Source organism: Duganella sp. GW821-FHT07F09, from assembly GCF_059418705.1.
The window spans coordinates 309558-324959 of the sequence record NZ_JBWKQJ010000005.1 but is presented as its reverse complement, the minus strand read 5'-3'; the positions used below and the strand labels follow the sequence as shown (position 1 = coordinate 324959).

General features: G+C 68.0%; 13 protein-coding genes. 8 read left to right on the top strand and 5 right to left on the bottom strand.

The genetic code is table 11. The features are described from left to right. Nucleotide 1: 1 nt before the first annotated feature. The 3 genes from AC07P1_RS15800 to AC07P1_RS15790 are packed head-to-tail and all read right to left on the bottom strand — an operon-like array spanning nt 2 to nt 4760. Nucleotides 2-1846 carry an asparagine synthetase B family protein gene (locus tag AC07P1_RS15800; RefSeq protein ID WP_494696707.1) on the bottom strand — a complete coding sequence of 615 codons (1845 nt, stop codon included), beginning with the start codon at nt 1844-1846 and terminating at the stop codon, nt 2-4. Further along, nucleotides 1843-3129: a pyridoxal-dependent decarboxylase, exosortase A system-associated gene (locus tag AC07P1_RS15795; RefSeq protein WP_494696706.1), complete on the bottom strand. Its 1287-nt coding sequence runs from the start codon at nt 3127-3129 to the stop codon at nt 1843-1845. Before AC07P1_RS15795 ends, AC07P1_RS15800 begins: the two co-directional genes overlap by 4 nt. Next, nucleotides 3126-4760 (bottom strand): acyl-CoA ligase (AMP-forming), exosortase A system-associated, encoded by a 1635-nt coding sequence (locus AC07P1_RS15790; protein ID WP_494696705.1) that lies wholly within the window; start codon nt 4758-4760, stop codon nt 3126-3128. The genes AC07P1_RS15795 and AC07P1_RS15790 overlap by 4 nt, the downstream gene beginning before the upstream one ends. Nucleotides 4761-5019: 259 nt before the next feature. On the opposite strand from AC07P1_RS15790, the gene AC07P1_RS15785 reads away from it, so the two are divergent. Genes AC07P1_RS15785 through AC07P1_RS15750 form a run of 8 tightly spaced genes read left to right on the top strand, consistent with a single transcriptional unit; the run spans nt 5020 to nt 13826 of the window. Continuing rightward, on the top strand, nt 5020-6270 hold the full coding sequence (locus AC07P1_RS15785) for an aminotransferase class I/II-fold pyridoxal phosphate-dependent enzyme (RefSeq protein WP_494696704.1): 1251 nt from the start codon (nt 5020-5022) through the stop codon (nt 6268-6270). After that, entirely contained in the window at nt 6219-7367 is a 1149-nt protein-coding gene (locus AC07P1_RS15780) for a GNAT family N-acetyltransferase (RefSeq protein ID WP_494696703.1), read from the top strand. The genes AC07P1_RS15785 and AC07P1_RS15780 overlap by 52 nt, the downstream gene beginning before the upstream one ends. A gap of 6 nt (nt 7368-7373) precedes the next feature. Then, nucleotides 7374-7625 (top strand): acyl carrier protein, encoded by a 252-nt coding sequence (locus AC07P1_RS15775; protein WP_494696702.1) that lies wholly within the window; start codon nt 7374-7376, stop codon nt 7623-7625. Next, nucleotides 7622-8485, top strand: a complete 864-nt coding sequence (locus tag AC07P1_RS15770; RefSeq protein WP_494696701.1) for a hydrolase 2, exosortase A system-associated — start codon at nt 7622-7624, stop codon at nt 8483-8485. Before AC07P1_RS15775 ends, AC07P1_RS15770 begins: the two co-directional genes overlap by 4 nt. Further along, the gene (locus AC07P1_RS15765) at nt 8475-9326 is read left to right on the top strand and encodes a hydrolase 1, exosortase A system-associated (protein WP_494696700.1); all 852 of its coding nucleotides are present in this window, start codon (nt 8475-8477) and stop codon (nt 9324-9326) included. The genes AC07P1_RS15770 and AC07P1_RS15765 overlap by 11 nt, the downstream gene beginning before the upstream one ends. Continuing rightward, nucleotides 9320-10630 carry a glycosyltransferase gene (locus AC07P1_RS15760; protein ID WP_494696699.1) on the top strand — a complete coding sequence of 437 codons (1311 nt, stop codon included), beginning with the start codon at nt 9320-9322 and terminating at the stop codon, nt 10628-10630. The genes AC07P1_RS15765 and AC07P1_RS15760 overlap by 7 nt, the downstream gene beginning before the upstream one ends. Next, nucleotides 10627-11295 (top strand): tetratricopeptide repeat protein, encoded by a 669-nt coding sequence (locus AC07P1_RS15755; RefSeq protein ID WP_494696698.1) that lies wholly within the window; start codon nt 10627-10629, stop codon nt 11293-11295. The genes AC07P1_RS15760 and AC07P1_RS15755 overlap by 4 nt, the downstream gene beginning before the upstream one ends. Continuing rightward, nucleotides 11292-13826, top strand: coding sequence for a hypothetical protein (locus AC07P1_RS15750; protein ID WP_494696697.1), 2535 nt, complete (start codon nt 11292-11294; stop codon nt 13824-13826). Before AC07P1_RS15755 ends, AC07P1_RS15750 begins: the two co-directional genes overlap by 4 nt. A gap of 122 nt (nt 13827-13948) precedes the next feature. Here the strand turns inward: AC07P1_RS15750 and AC07P1_RS15745 are convergent, their stop codons facing one another. Together AC07P1_RS15745 and AC07P1_RS15740 are read right to left on the bottom strand one after the other, a co-directional pair. Then, nucleotides 13949-14386 carry a GNAT family N-acetyltransferase gene (locus tag AC07P1_RS15745; protein ID WP_494696696.1) on the bottom strand — a complete coding sequence of 146 codons (438 nt, stop codon included), beginning with the start codon at nt 14384-14386 and terminating at the stop codon, nt 13949-13951. Then, complete coding sequence (locus AC07P1_RS15740) at nt 14383-15312, bottom strand: LysR substrate-binding domain-containing protein (protein ID WP_494696695.1); 930 nt, start codon at nt 15310-15312, stop codon at nt 14383-14385. The genes AC07P1_RS15745 and AC07P1_RS15740 overlap by 4 nt, the downstream gene beginning before the upstream one ends. Nucleotides 15313-15402: the final 90 nt, after the last annotated feature.

Genomic DNA, 15402 nt, shown 5'->3' with positions numbered 1-15402 from the left:
ATCAGTTCCGGGTTTGTCGGGGTTGCGGGGTGTGCTGGTGTTGCTGGTACCACTGCTCCAGCATCAGCAACACCCACACCATCGTGCCGTGGTAGCCGGCGTGCTCGCGCACGTGATGGCCGAGCAGCTTGTCGATGAACTCGCCGCGCACGACGCCGCGCCGGCGCAGCGACTGCAGGCTGTCGCCGGCCAGTGCATTCAGTCGCGGATACTGCTGCATCCAGACGCCGAACGGCAGGCCGAAGCCGTGCTTTTCCTTGTGAATGATTTCCTGCGGCAAGAAGTCGCCCAGCGCCTGCTTGAAGAAGTAACGCAACTGGCTGCCGTTGAGCTTTTGGCGCGGCGTCAGGCGGGACGAAAACGCCACCATCGATTCGCTCAGGAACGGGAACGCGGCCTCGACGCCGGCCAGCGCGCAGGCGCCGCGCACCTTCGGCAGATCGTTGTCGGCCAGGGTGATCTTCAGGTCCAGCGCCAGCATGCGGTTGATCAGGCTGGCGGCGTCGCTCTGGCCGTAGGACGCCGCCAGTTCGTCCAGCGGACGCCCGGGGTTGGCGCCGGCCAGCAGGCCGGGCTCGAACACCTCGGCCGCGCCGTAACGGTTGAGCAGGTTGTAGGTTTCCAGCCGGGCCGGCATCGGCACCGAGGCCTGCGCCACGTAGCTGCGTGCCTTGCGCAGCAGCGCCACGCGGTCGGCGCCGGGAAAATGGTTGAGCGCCGGCTCAAGCAAGCCCTCGCGCAGCAGCGCCGGCACCTTCTGGTACAGCGCGAACACCTGCTGGCGGGCGTAGCGCTCGTTGCCGCCGAACAGCTCGTCGCCGCCGTCGCCGCCTATCATGCGCGTGACGCCGTCGGCCGCCGCCATGCGCGCGCAGTAATACGCGGGCACGGCCGAGGCATTGCCGAACGGCTGGTCGAAGGCCTTCGCCATGCGCGGAATGATGTCGACGACGTCGTCGGCCGTCACATAGTATTCGTGGTGGTCGGTGCCGAAGTGGCGCGAGGCCAGGCGGGCGTAGGACATTTCGTCGTAGCCGTCGGCCGAGAAGCCGATCGAATAGGTTTGCGCCGGCGCGCCGCCCGTCTCGCACAGGATGCCGGCCAAGGTGGAGCTGTCGGTGCCGCCGCTGAGAAAGGCGCCGACCTTGCCGGCGCCGGTGGATTCACGCACGCTGTCGCGCAGCACCTGGCGGAATTCCTCTTTCAGTTGCGGGAACGGCGTCTCGACACGCTCGTCGAAGCGCATGCGCCAGTAAGTGTGCGACTCGATCCGTCCCTGCCGGTAATGCAGGCAGCTGCCCGGCAGCAGGCGCTGCTGGTGCCGGTAGATGCCGCCCGGGGCCGGGATCATGTGGAAGAAGACGTAGTTGTACAAACCCTGGGGATCGATTTCGGCCGGCGTCAGCGGGTGGCGGCGCAGGGACTGGGCCGAGCTGGCGAACACCAGGGTCTCGCCCTGCCGCTGATACAGCAGCGGGAAGCTGCCCATGTGATCGGTGGCCAGCAAGGCCTCGCCGGCGCGCTCGTCGATGACGGCCAGCGCGAAGGCGCCGGTCAGCGCTTCGCACAACGCCAGCGCGCCCTGCCCGCGCCACAGTTCGGTCCAGGCCGGGCCGGGGATGGTATCGGCGCCACCACGCAACCGGGCCTCGCCCACCAGCATGAAGCGCACGCCGTCGGCCTCGTAGCATTGCACGCCGGCGCCGGCCATGGCGCTTGCCGCGCCAGTCATGATTTGCGGCGGCTGGCCGTCGACACCCACCAGCGGCGCGGCCATCGCCTCGGCCAGTTCACGGTTGGCGCCGGCGTCGCGGCCCTGCCCTATCCACCCACAGATTCCACTCATGAAGCCGCTCCATCGCGATCTTGTTGTCCCACCAGTACTTCCAGCGCCGCCGGATGGCTGAGAAAGCCGCCGGGACTCGCGCTCAATCCATAGGCGCCCGATTGCAGCACCGCCACCAGGTCGCCCGGACCGGCGGCGGGCAATTCCATGCGGTCGGCCAGCAGGTCCAGCGGCGTGCACAGCGGCCCGACCACGGACACCGTCTCGCGCGCCGCGCCATGAACACGGTTGCCGATCACCACCGGATAATTCTTGCGGATCACTTGGCCGAAGTTGCCCGAGGCCGACAGGTGATGGTGCAAACCGCCGTCGGTGACCAGGAACACCTGCCCGCGCGAGACCTTGCGCTCGATCACACGGCTGACGTAGACGCCGGCCTCGCCGACCAGATAGCGGCCCAGCTCGATGACGATCTGCGCTTCCGGCAACGCGCGGCGCACGTCCGGCAGCAACAGTGCCAGGTTGGCGCCGACCGCCGCCACGTCAAGCCGCTGCTCGCCGGGGAAATAGGGAATGCCGAAGCCGCCGCCGATGTTCAGCAAGCGCATCGGACGGGGCGCGAACTCGGCCAGCCGCATCGCCAGCGCCAGGGTTTGCTGATGGGCTTCCTGCAAGGCCGCCGCCTTCAGGTTCTGCGAACCGCTGAAGATATGCAGGCCGTGCCAGTCGACCGGCATCGCCGCCAGCCGTTCAAGCAAAGCCGGCACCAGCTCGGCGTCAATGCCGAACTGGCGGGCGCCGCCGCCCATGCGCATGCCGGACGACTTGAGCTCGAAATCGGGATTGACGCGCAGCGCCACCTGGGGACGGATATCGAGCCGCAGGCCGATCGCGGCGATACGATCGAGCTCGGCTTCCGACTCGACGTTGATGATCACGCCGGCCGCCACCGCGCAGGACAGTTCGCCGTCGCCCTTGCCCGGGCCGGCGAAGCTGATGTCGGTCGGCGCCACGCCGGTGTCGAGCGCCACGCGCAGCTCGTTGCCGGAGGCGACGTCGATGCCGTCGACCAGGCCGGCCAGGTGCTGCACGACGGCCGGCATCGGATTGGCCTTCATCGCGTAGTGTAGCTGCACGCCGGGCGGCAACGCGGCGCGCAGCTCGGCCACGCGGCGCGCGATCGCGTGACGATCGTAGGCATAGAACGGGGTCTGGCCCAGTTGCGCGGCCAGGCGCGTCAGCGGCACGCCGCCTACCTGCAGGCAGTCGTCGCGCACCGGGAATTGCTCCAGCGGCGCGTGGACCGGCGCCTGGCTCGCCGCGCGGCTTAGTTCGTCGCTCATGCCGCCGCTGCCGTGAAGCTGGCCAGATACTGCGTGCTGAGCAGCTTGCGGTCGATCTTGCCGTTGGCATTGCGCGGCAGGCTGGCGTCGGCCAGGATGATTTTATGCGGCAGCATGTAGTTTGGCAGGTGCGGCTTGAGCGCGGCCAGCAGACGAGCCTCGTCGAGCACGCGCCCATCGCGCACGGCCACCACCACCACGATCGCCTGGCCCAGCACCGGATGCGGCACGCCCAGCGCGGCGGCCTCGGCCACCTCGCCCTGCGCGTACAGCACCGCCTCCACCTCGCCCGGGCTGACCCGGTAGCCGGAGGTCTTGATCATCTCGTCGGCGCGGCTGATGAAATACAGGAAGCCGTCCTCGTCGCGGCGCACCGTGTCGCCCGACCACACCGCCATCTCCGGCAACATCAGGCCCGTCAGCGGCGAGCGGTAGGGTTTGAAGCGCTCGGCGGTGCGCGCGGCGTCGTTCCAGTAGCCGAGCGAGACCAGCGGTCCACGGTGCACCAGCTCGCCCGGCTCGCCCGGTGCGCATTCGCTGCCGTCCTGCCGCAGCACCAGCACCTCGGCGTTGGGGATGGCCTTGCCCATCGAGTCGGGACGCCGGTCCAGCTCGGCCGGCGGCAGGAAGGTCGAGCGGAACGCCTCGGTCAGGCCGTACATCAGGTAGGGCTGGGCGGCCGGCAGCCTCGCGCGCAACTGGTCGAGCGTGGCGCGCGGCATGGCGCCGCCGGAATTGGTGAGATAGCGCAAGGTGCACACGGTCGGCCAGTCGAGCGCGGCCAGCTGTATCCACAACGGCGGCACGCCGGCCAGACCGGTGATGCGTTCGGCGATCACGGCGGTCATCACGTCGCGTGGCAGCAAGTGGTTGATCAGCACCGCGCAGGCGCCGCTGAGGAAGGCCGTGGTGAGCTGGCTCAGGCCGTAGTCGAAGCTGAGCGGCAGCACGGCCAGGATGCGGTCGTCCGCCGTGTTGCCCAGGTAGCTGGCGACGCTGGCCGCGCCGGCCACCAGGTTGCGGTGCGACAGCACCACGCCCTTGGGCTGGCCGGTGCTGCCGGAGGTGTACAGGATGGCGGCGACGTCCGAATCGGTGAGGCGGCGGGCCGGCAAGTTGGCCGTGTCGGCGTTGGCCTCGGCGGCGGCGGCTTCCGCCAGCGCCGCGTCCCAGTCCAGCACCCTGATCTGGCCGATATCGGCGACCGGCGTGGCCGCGCGCGCCGCGCCCAGCGCCAGCACCGTGTGCAGGCTGTCGCAGCCGCCCAGGCTGGGCGCCAGCTGGCGCAGCCGGTCGGCGCTGGTGACCAGCACGCGCACGTCGCAGTCGCGCAGGATGTAGGCGACCTGCTCGGGCTTCAACAGTGGATTGACGGGGACGAACACCATGCCGGCGGCGGCGGCGCCGAACAGCGCCGCGACATGCTCGATATTCTTTTCCATGTAGACGGCGACCCGTTCGCCGCGCCGCGCGCCACGTGCCCGCAGCGCCACGGAAGTGCGCTTGGTCAGGGTGGCAAGTTGCGCATAGGTGAGGCGCCGGGCGCCGTCGACCAACGCTTCGGCGGCGGGTGCGCGCTCGGCCGATGAGAAAATAAAATCGTGCACCAGATAGCTCGTAGCACAGCCCATGTCACCCTCTTTTGCAGGTTTTTTTGCAGGTTTTTTGCTGATCGGCCGGCCTCGGCCACAGATCGAATGATGATATCAGAATGGCACGCAGATTAGCATTTCAATATTCAATTACAACGAAAACAACACAATTTGACATCGTTCGTTATTAATAGTGCATCGGCCAATCAGTAGCGCTATACTCGAAAAATGTCTAAATGGTAACGGAGAGGCGGACGAAGAGTCGCCTCCAATCTTACCGGCCGGGGAGTAGTTGAGCATGTTGAATGTCAATCAGGATGTCGGTTTCCAGCCGGCCGTTGGCGGCGCGCAAGCCGCATCCGCACCACCGCCGGCCTCGCCGATTCCGCTCGCGCCCGTGCTGTCCGCCGCCTCCTTCCTGCACCGGGGACATCCCGCCGTGCGCTCCATCGTCGATGCCGGGCCGGCGCGCCTGGTCACCAGCGGCCGGGTCGCCATCGCGCTTGCGCTGAGGGAAATGGCGGTCGGCGCCGGCGACGAGGTGCTGGTGCCGGCCTACCATTGCGCGTCGATGATAGAGCCGGTGATCTGGTCGGGCGCGCTGCCGGTGTTCTACCGCATCCTGCGCAATACCGAGATCGACCTGGAGGACCTGGCGCGCCGGGTCACGCCACGCACCAAGGTGCTGATGGCCACCAATTACTTCGGCTTTCCCCAACCGCTGGACAAGCTGCGGGCCTTTTGCGACGGCCACGGCATCAAACTGCTGGAAGACTGCGCGCATTCCTTCCTCGGCGAGTACCAGGGCAAGCCGCTGGGCTCGTTCGGCGACTATGCCATCGCCAGCAGCATGAAATTCCTCCCTATATATGAAGGCGGCTGCCTGGTGTCGGCGCGCCATGCGCTGGACGGCGTGCGGTTGCGCTCGGCCGGCGCCGGTTTCGAGGCCAAAGTGGCCATCAATGCGCTCGAGGAAGGTTGCCAGTACCGTCGCCTGGGCCTGCTGCGCCACCTGCTGGCGTTGCCGATGGCGCTCAAGAACGTGCTGTGGCAACGGATGAAGGCGCGCAATCCGGCGCGCGCGCAACCGCTGTCGCCGGGTTCGTCGGAAGGCGGCTTCAGCTTCGATCCGGCCTGGCTGGACAAGCGCTCGTCGGTGTATTCGCGGCTGATGCTGCGGCTGGTGTCGCGGCGCCGCATGGGCGCGTTGCGGCGGCGCCACTATCTAAGATTGCACGCGGCGTTGGCCGACCTGCCCGGCTGCCGGCCGCTGTTCCCGGCCTTGCCGGACAACGTCTATCCGTGGGTGTTTCCGTTGTGGGTGGAGCAACCGAGACAAGTGTTCGCGGCGCTCAAGCGCGGCGCCGTGCCGGTCCTGCGCTTCGGCGAATTCCTGTGGCCGGACGCTGGCGCCGCCGTGTGCGACGCCAGCGTCGAGCTGTCGCGCCACGTGATGCAGTTTCCCTGTCACCAGGAGTTGCGCGACGATGAGCTGGAATGGCTGATCGTCCAGATCCGCGCCGCGCTGGCGGCGGGAGCGCCAGCATGAGCTGGTCGCTGGTGCCGGCCGCCCGCTTCGCCGACCACGCCGCCACCTGGGCCGGGCTGAACATCGCCGGACCGGCCGCGCCATTGCTGTCGCCCGAATTCATCCAGCCGTTGCTGAAGGAGTTCGGCAAGGGCAACGAATGGTTGGCCATGTGGCGAAAGGACAACGAAGTGGTCGTCATGACCATCGTCTGCCCGCGCCGCGCCGGTGTCTGGGAAACCTTTCAACCGTCGCAGGCGCCGGTCACTTTATGGCTGGAGCAACCTGGCGCGCTGGCGCCGGAGGATTTGCCGCGCCTGCTCGACGCCCTGATCCGCACTTTGCCCGGCGGCGCCTTGTTACTGGGCATGACGCAGTGCGATCCGGCCGTCACCCGCCAACCGGAGGACAGCGACCGCATCACCGTGCTGCCCTATCTGGACACCGCCCGCGTGGCGCTGCAAGGCGAGTTTGCCGATTACTGGAACGGGCGCGGCAAGAACCTGCGCGCCAACATGAAGAAACAGCGCGCCAAACTGCTCAAGGAAGGCATCGCCACGCGCATGGAAGTCACGCGCGAGGCCGAGGGCATGGCCGCCGCCGTGGCCGACTTCGGCCGGCTCGAAAGCGCCGGCTGGAAATCCAAGGAAGGCACCTCGGTGCATCTCGACAACGCCCAGGGCCGTTTCTACCGCGCCATGCTCGAAGGCATGGCCCGACGTGGCGACGCCGCCGTCTACCGCTACTGGTTCGACGACCGCCTGGTCGCGGTGAACCTGTGCGTCGAGGGCGGCGACAGCGTCATCATTCTGAAAACCACGTACGACGAGTCGCTGGGCAGCCAGTACAGCCCGGCTTTTCTGCTGCTGGAAGAACTTTGTCAGCATTTGTTTGCGCTACGTCGTTTCAAGGGGCTTGAATTCTATGGCAAGGTGATGGAGTGGCACCGCCGCTGGAGCGACGAAGTGCGCACCTTGTACCACGTCAACAGTTACCGCTGGTCCGGACTGCGCCGCCTGCACCACGCCTGGCAGCGCCGCGCCGAGAACCGCAACCTGGCGCCGGCGCCTTCCGGAACCGCCGCGACCGCCGCAACAACCGAACAATCAATGGAGTAGCGTCAAATGCAACTGGAATCCGTCAAAACCATCCTCGGCGACGTACTGAGCCTGGGGCCGTCCGCACAGGCGCTCACGCGCGACTCGGCCTTGCTTGGCAGCATACCCGAGCTCGACTCGATGGCCGTGGTGCAACTGCTGGCCGCGCTGGAGGAGCACTACGGCTTCACCATCGAGGACGACGACATCAGCGCCCACACCTTCGCCACCGTCGGCAGCCTGACCGATTTTGTCACCGACAAGATGATGGCGGCATGAACAACGGGGCGGCCGAGGCGTTCTTTCTGCCGGCGGGCGATAGCGCCGGCGGGCAGCGCTATTGCCTGTACCAGCCGGCTGCGGGCGCGTGCCGTGGCGCGCTGGTCTACGTGCCGCCGTTCGCCGAGGAAATGAACAAGTCGCGCCGGATGGCCGCCTTGCTGGCCCTGGAACTGGCGCGGCACGGCATCGCCACCTTGCGCATCGACCTGCACGGCTGCGGCGACAGCAGCGGCGATTTCGCCGACGCCCGCTGGCAAGGCTGGCGCGACGACATCGGCCTGGCCAGCGCCTGGCTGGAACAGCGCAGCGGCCACCGCCCCGCGCTGCTCGGGCTGCGTCTGGGCGCGCTGCTGGCGATGGACTACGTTGCCAACGCGCCGGAAGCCGGCGCGCCGCGTCAACTGATCCTGTGGCAGCCGGTGCTGGACGGCGCCACCTTCCTCACGCAATTCCTGCGCCTGCGCATGGCCGGCGCGATGATGAGCGCGACGGGCGCGGCTGACAATTCCACCGCCGCCCTGCGCACGATGCTGGCGGCAGGCCATTCGCTGGAAGTCGCCGGCTACGAACTGTCGCCGGAATTGGCGCTGGCCATCGATGGCCTGAAGCTGGCACCGCTCGGCCGCGCCGGCTGCGCGCTGCACTGGTTCGACATCGGCCAGCCCGAGCGCGCGCAGTCGCCCGCCACGGACAAGACGCTGGCGGCGCTGCGCGAGCGCGGCGCCGAGGTCGACATGACCCGGATCGATGGCCCCGCCTTCTGGGGCAGCCAGGAAATCGCCACCTGCCAACCGCTGCTGGAGGCAACCGCCGCGCTGGCCCCATGGTTCGCGATGGAGAGCGCCGATGCGCTATGAAGAACAAGCCGTGGCCTTCCGCTGCGGCGGCGAACAACTTCACGGCGTGCTGAGCCTGCCCGAGCAAGCGTCGCCGCGCGGCGTGCTGATCATCGTCGGCGGGCCGCAATACCGTGCCGGCAGCCACCGCCAGTTCACCCTGCTGGCGCGCACGCTGGCGGCGCGCGGCATCCCGGTGCAACGCTTCGACTATCGCGGCATGGGCGACAGCGAAGGCATGCAGCGCGACTTCAGCGATGTCGAACTGGACGTGCGCGCGGCCATCGACCATTTCATGGCGGCGGTGCCCGGCATGCGCGAGGTGGTGCTGTGGGGCTTGTGCGACGGCGCCTCGGCGGCGCTGTTCTATGCCGGCCAGGACGCCCGCGTGCGCGGCCTGGTGCTGCTCAACCCGTGGGTGCGCACCGAGGCGGGCGCGGCGCGCGCCACGCTCAAGCATTATTACCGTGGCCGCCTGCTGCAGGGCGAACTGTGGCGCAAGTTGTTCAGCGGGCAATTCGACGCCGGCGCCGCCTGGCGCTCGCTGCGCCGACTGCTGGCCGCCAGCGGGTCCGGCGGCAAGCCGCCGCCCGATGCCGACACGCCACCGGCGGACCTGCCCGCGCGCATGCTGGCGAGCTGGTCGCGCTTCAAGGGACCGGTGCTGCTGATCCTCAGCGGCGCCGACCTGACGGCGAAGGAATTCACCGACCTGGCCGGCGCTTCGCCCGCATGGCAAAACCTGCTCGCGCGCAGCGGCACCACACGACACGAAATCGACGAAGCCGACCACACTTTTTCCCGTCGCGCATGGCGCGACCAGGTCGCCGACTGGACTGCAAACTGGGTGCACACATGGTAGAGACGGCAACGTCCAAAAAAGTGCTGATGATCGCCTTCCACTACCCGCCGATGCGCGGCAGCAGCGGTATCCAACGCACGCTGAAGTTCTCGCAGTACCTGCCGGAATGGGGCTGGAAGCCGGTGCTGTTGTCCGCGCATCCGCGCGCCTACAGCAATCCCGGCGACGACCAGATGGGCGAGATCCCCGCCGACGTGCCGGTGTGCCGCGCCTTCGCGCTCGACACGGCGCGCCACCTGTCGCTGCGCGGCCGCTACTCGAGCCTGATGGCGCTGCCCGACCGCTGGGTGTCGTGGCTGCTGGGCGCGGTGCCGGCCGGGCTGCGGCTGATCCGCCGGCATCGTCCGCAAGTGTTGTGGTCGACCTATCCGATCGCCACCGCCCACCTGATCGCCTACGTGCTGCAGCGCCTGTCGGGCCTGCCGTGGGTGGCCGACCTGCGCGACCCGATGACCGATGTCGGCTATCCGGAAAATCCGCTCACGCGCAAGGTCTACCTGTGGATAGAACGGCGCACGGTCGAGCGCTGCACGGTGGCCGTGTGCACCACGCCGGGGGCGATCCAGACCTACCGGCAACGCTTCCCGCACCTGCCCGCCGAACGCTTCCGCCTGGTGGAGAACGGCTACGACGAGGAGAATTTCCTCGACGCACAGCGCGATGGCGCCATCGGCGCCGCAAGCGCGCCGCCGTCCGCCGACCGTCCGCTGGTGCTGCTGCACAGCGGCGTCATCTACCCTTCCGAGCGCGATCCGGCGCCATTGTTCGCCGCCATGGCCGCGCTGCGGCGCCAGGGACTGATCGGCCCGGAAACCCTGAAGCTGGTGCTGCGCGCCACCGGACACGACGCCTTCCTGGCCGGCTTGCTGGCGACGTACGGACTGCAGGACATGGTGACCATAGCCCCGCACCAGCCCTACCGCGCCGCGCTGACGGAGATGCTCACCGTCGACGCGCTATTGATACTGCAGGCGTCCAACTGCAACCACCAGATTCCAGCCAAGCTATATGAATATCTGCGCGCCAGCCGCCCGATACTGGCGCTGACCGACGCCATCGGCGACACCGCCATCACCCTGCGCGCGTCCGGCATCGACACGATCGCCGCGCTCGACTCCGAGGAGGACATCATGCAAACACTGCCGCGTTTCCTGGCGCTGGTGCGGGAAGGCAAGGCACCGTTGCCGCCGGCCGCCGTGGTCGCCGCCCATTCCCGCCACGCGCGCAGCGCCGTGCTGGCCCAGTTGCTCGACGATGTGGCCGGCGCCCCGGTGGCGTTCAAGGCCGGCGCGGCGGCGGCATGAAACACGCGCCCTCATTCCGGCCGTCCCGCCGGCTTCTGGTGCCGTTGCTCGCCGCGTTGGCACTGGCCGGCATGGCGGCGCCAACCCAGGCTGCGCCGAAGAAGCTGTGCGGACAGATCGCCAACTCCTTCGGCCCGTTCGACTACAACGATCCGGGCAATGTCCAGAATATCGCCATGGTCGAGCCGCACCACTTCCCCGAAGAGGTGGAACTGGGCATACGCGGCGCCACCGGCCCGCTCGGCAGCGACATCGATTACACCTTGCGCGCCATTCCCAACCATCCGCGCGCGCTGGCGACGATGGCGCGCGTGGGCGTGCGCGACAAGGTCACGCAACTGCCCGGCGCCCAGTTCCCGGTCGAGTGCTACTTCGTGCGGGCGATGGAATTCCAGCCGGCCGACCCGGCCGTGCGCGCCACCTACGCCACCTACCTGATGGCATTGGGCAAGCTCGACATGGCGCGCGACCAGTTGCGCGAGGCGGTGGCGCTGGCGCCGGCAGACCCGACGTATAACTACAATCTCGGCCTGGTGTACTACAAGACCAAGCAATACAAGGAAGCCAATGAATACGCGCACAAGGCCTATGCGCTCGGCTTCCCGCTGCCTGGCCTCAAGCAGCTGCTCGTGGCAGCCGGAAAATGGCAGGACCCGGCGCCATGAACGAGCCCGCCGCCGGCCATGTTGTCGGCGGAACGGCCGCCCACACGGCCGGGGGCGTGACGCGCCAGCCATCGGTCGGCGCCGCCAGGATCGTGCTGTGGCGCCTGCTGGCGCTGATCCCGCTGGCGCTGCTGGCGGCGCTGCTGATGCACTATCCGTTATGGCCGCTGGCGGCCACCTTGGCGGTCGCGGCCTACGCGGCGCTGCTGTGGTGGCGCCCCGCGCTGTGGCTGCTGTTGGTGCCGGCCGCGCTGCCATGGCTGGACCTGGCCACCTGGACCGGCTGGTTCTACGTCGATGAATTCGATCTGATGCTGCTGGCAACGGCGACGGTCGGCTACTGGCGGCTGGCGCCCTGCCATCGCACGGGCAAGCTGCCCACCATCGCCAAGCTTTTGCTGGCCGCCGTGACCGCCACCACCGCCATCGCCGCCGTGCGCGGCCTGTTTCCACTCCCGCCGCTGGACCTGAACGCCTTCGCCAGCTACAACGGCCACTACAACAGCCTGCGCGTGGCCAAGGGGTTGGCGTGGGCGTTGGTGCTGTTGCCGTTGCTGACCCGCAGCGTGGGCCCGGAACTGTCGCGGCTGCGCGCCCTGCTGGTGCCCGGCATGCTGCTCGGCTTGTTCTGTACGGCCATGATCCAAGGCTGGGAGCGCTGGCTGTTTCCTGGGCTGCTCAACTTTTCCACCGACTACCGGCCGACCGCGTCGTTCTCGGCCATGCACACCGGCGGCGCCGCGCTCGACGCTTTCTTGGCGCTGAGCTTCCCGTTCGTGGCCTGCTGGCTGCTGGGCAAAGCCCGGCGCTGGCAGCTGGGCGCCGCACTGGCGCTGCTGCTGATGGGCCTGTTCACCGGCTTCACCACCTTCTCGCGCGACGTCTGGCTGGCGTATGCCGGCTCCGGCGTCGTGATCGGCTGCCTGGTCTGCGGTCCGCAACTGGCCGCCGGCAAGCTGCGGCCCGGCGTGCTGGCGGCCGTGGCGGTATTGCTCGCCGTGATCAGCGTGCTGCTGATGCGCTCGTTCGCCACCGGCGGCTACCGCACGCTGGGCGCCTTGCTCGTCTTGCTGGGCGCGACCTTGCTGACCGGCGGGCTGCCGCGCGCCGCCGGCCGCGTGCTGCAGCCGCGCTACCTGTTGTGGGCTGGCGCGGCCACCGCCGCCTTGCTGTTGCTGGACCTGGCCCTGTTCGCCGCGCTGCGCAAGCTCCCCATGCCGGGCTGGGCGAAGGCGCCCTACCTGTCGCTGGCGGCTGCCGCCTTCGCCATCGGACTGGCGGGCGTGGCCGCCCTCGCCGGTCCGCGCGCCTGGCGCCAGCAGGCCACGGCGCTGGCGCTGGGCACCTACCCGGCGCTCGCGATCGCCTGCCTGCTGGTGGCGCGCCACTGGGGCGGCATGCCGGCCGCGCTGGACGCGGCCTGGGTGGTCGGGCTGAGCTGCGTGATATGCGTGATGAGTCTGTTGGTTCACCAACCGCTGTGGCACATCGGCCGCGCCAGCGTGACCTTCGGCGCGGGCGCGGCGGCGCTGCTGGCGATGGCCATTCCGGTGCTGGGCAGCTCGTACATGGGCGAGCGCATGAGCACGGTCGCGCAGGATTGGGAGCTGCGCACCCGCCACTGGGACGAGGCTGTGCACATGATGCCGGACGACTTGCCGACGACCTTGCTCGGCGCCGGGCTGGGAAGTTATCCGCGCACCTATTACTGGGGCAACATGCTGGGCATCCGTCCGGGCAGCTTCCGTTACGAGACCGATCTGGTCGGCAACAACTACCTGCGCCTGGCCGCGCCGGTCCATCCGCGCGGCTACAGCGACGCGCTGCGCCACATACAACACCTGCGCCTGGAGCCGAATACCAACTACCGGATTTCGCTGGACGTCAAACGCAGCGATCCCAAGGCCGTGGTGTGGATGGCTGTTTGCGAGCGGTGGCTGCTCTATCCGCAAACATGCGTGTCGCCCGGACTCAGGCTGAGCGGGGCGGACGACCGCTGGCAACACTTCGAGGTGGACTTTTACAGCGCGGGCATGGGTCAACGCCACGGCTTGTTGGGACGGTTACCGGGCGCACAAGCGCCGGTGCAACTGGAACTGGCCAGCGGCGACCAGAGCGGCGTGATCGACATCGACAACGTGAGCGTGCGCGCGCGGGATGGCGGGCCGGAGCTGCTGCGCAATGGCGATTTTACGGGCGGACAGGCGGGGTGGTTCTTCACCAGCGACCGGGATCACTTGCCGTGGCATATTAAGAATTTTTACATCCACACATACTTCGAGCAGGGATGGCTGGGGGCGCTGGCGATGGGCTTGCTGCTGGTGTATGCGGCCTGGCGGATGGCGGGCAGTGCCTGGCACGGCCGGGTGGACGCGGCGGTGTTCCTGGCGGCGCTGACCGGGGCGCTCGTGGTGGGCGTGTTCGACAGCCTGTTCGACGTGCCGAAGGTGCAGTTGTTGTTCATGTTGCTGCTGGCGGCGGGCCTGATGCGGCCGCGCCGGAGAATCATGAATCGCCCGGGAGACACGTAGGGCGGATTAGCGCAGCGTAATCGGCCATGCATGCGCTGCCGGCGGCTCATGGATGGCCGATTACGGCGTGCCGCCTAATCCGCCCCACGTGCATCCATTGTTCATCACATAGCGGTGGCCGGTTAGGCGAAGATGTGCCGCATGTTGATGTGCGCGATGCCCGCTTCGAAGAACTCTTCGCCTTCGATCGTGAAGCCGTGACGCTGGTAGAATGGAGCGGCGTGCGTCTGCGAGCTGAGCATCACTTGCCGGTCGCCGCGCGCCTTGGCTTGCGCCATCAACCCTTGCAGCAAGGCGCCGCCGACGCCCGTGCCGCGTCCGCTCTTGCGCACCGCCATGCGGCCGATGTGGCCGTCCGGCAGCAACCTGCCGGTGCCAACCGGAATGCCGGCGGCGTCATAGGCGACCGCGTGCAGACAGACCGCGTCCATGTGGTCCATCTCAAGCTCGGCGGGAACCTTTTGTTCCTCGACAAAGACTTCAAAACGGATGGTTTTGGCATCCGCGTTGAGGTCGGTCCAGTCTCCGAAACGGATATCGTATTGTGCTTGATTGTTCATTCGCGTGGCATCTGGTTGCATAAGCGTGGATTGTCGCACGCGAGATGCTGTTCGAGAAAGTCCACGAACACGCGTACCTTGGCAGAGCTGGCCAGCCGTTGCGGGTAAACCGCCCAGACATTGGCTTCCTGCGTGTACGCCGGCAAGACCTGCACCAGTTGGCCCCGATCCAGATACGCCTGCGCATCCCAGCGCGAGCGCAGCACGATGCCGGCGCCGGCCACCGCCCATTGCAATGCGATCTCGCCATGGTTGGTCGACAGCGGGCCGTTCACCTTGACCACGCCCTCCTCCTCCGCGCTGCGCAGGCGCCAGACGCCGAACGGCAGGTCGCGCTCCTTGATCGGCAGGCAGTCATGGGCCTCGAGCTCGCGCAAGGTTTCCGGGGTGCCGCGCCGCGCCAGATAGGCGGGCGACGCGCACAGGATGCGGTAGTTGGTCATCAGGCGACGCGCGATCAGTTGCGGCGCGATCTCGTCGCCGATGCGGACGTCGATGTCGAAACCCTCGCTGACGATGTCGACCAGACGGTCGAACACCTCGAACCGCACCCGCAGCGCCGGATGGTCGGCCGCCAAGCGGGCGATCGCCGGCGCGACCACGTTGCGCCCGAAGCCGAAGCTGCTGCTGACGCGCAGCTGCCCGCGCGGCACGCCCTGCCGCTCGGCCACCTCGTCGAACAGGCTGTCCAGACTGGCCAGTATCGTCAGCGCGCGCGCGTAAACCTGCTCGCCGTCGTCGCTGACGACCACCCGGCGCGTGGTGCGGTGGAACAGGCGCACGCCAAGCGCCTCCTCCAGCATGCCGATCCGCTTGCTGACGTAGGCCGGCGACATGCCCAGCTCCTCGGCGGCGGCGACAAAGCTGGCCTTGCGCACGACGGTGGCGAACACGCGCAGGTCGTTGTTTTCGATATTCTTATTCAAGGTGATTATTCACTGATCGTGTTTTATGAGATCACAATTGGACACATTTTAAACGATGCCGGGCGCGTTATGCTGGCATCCATCAGCTAA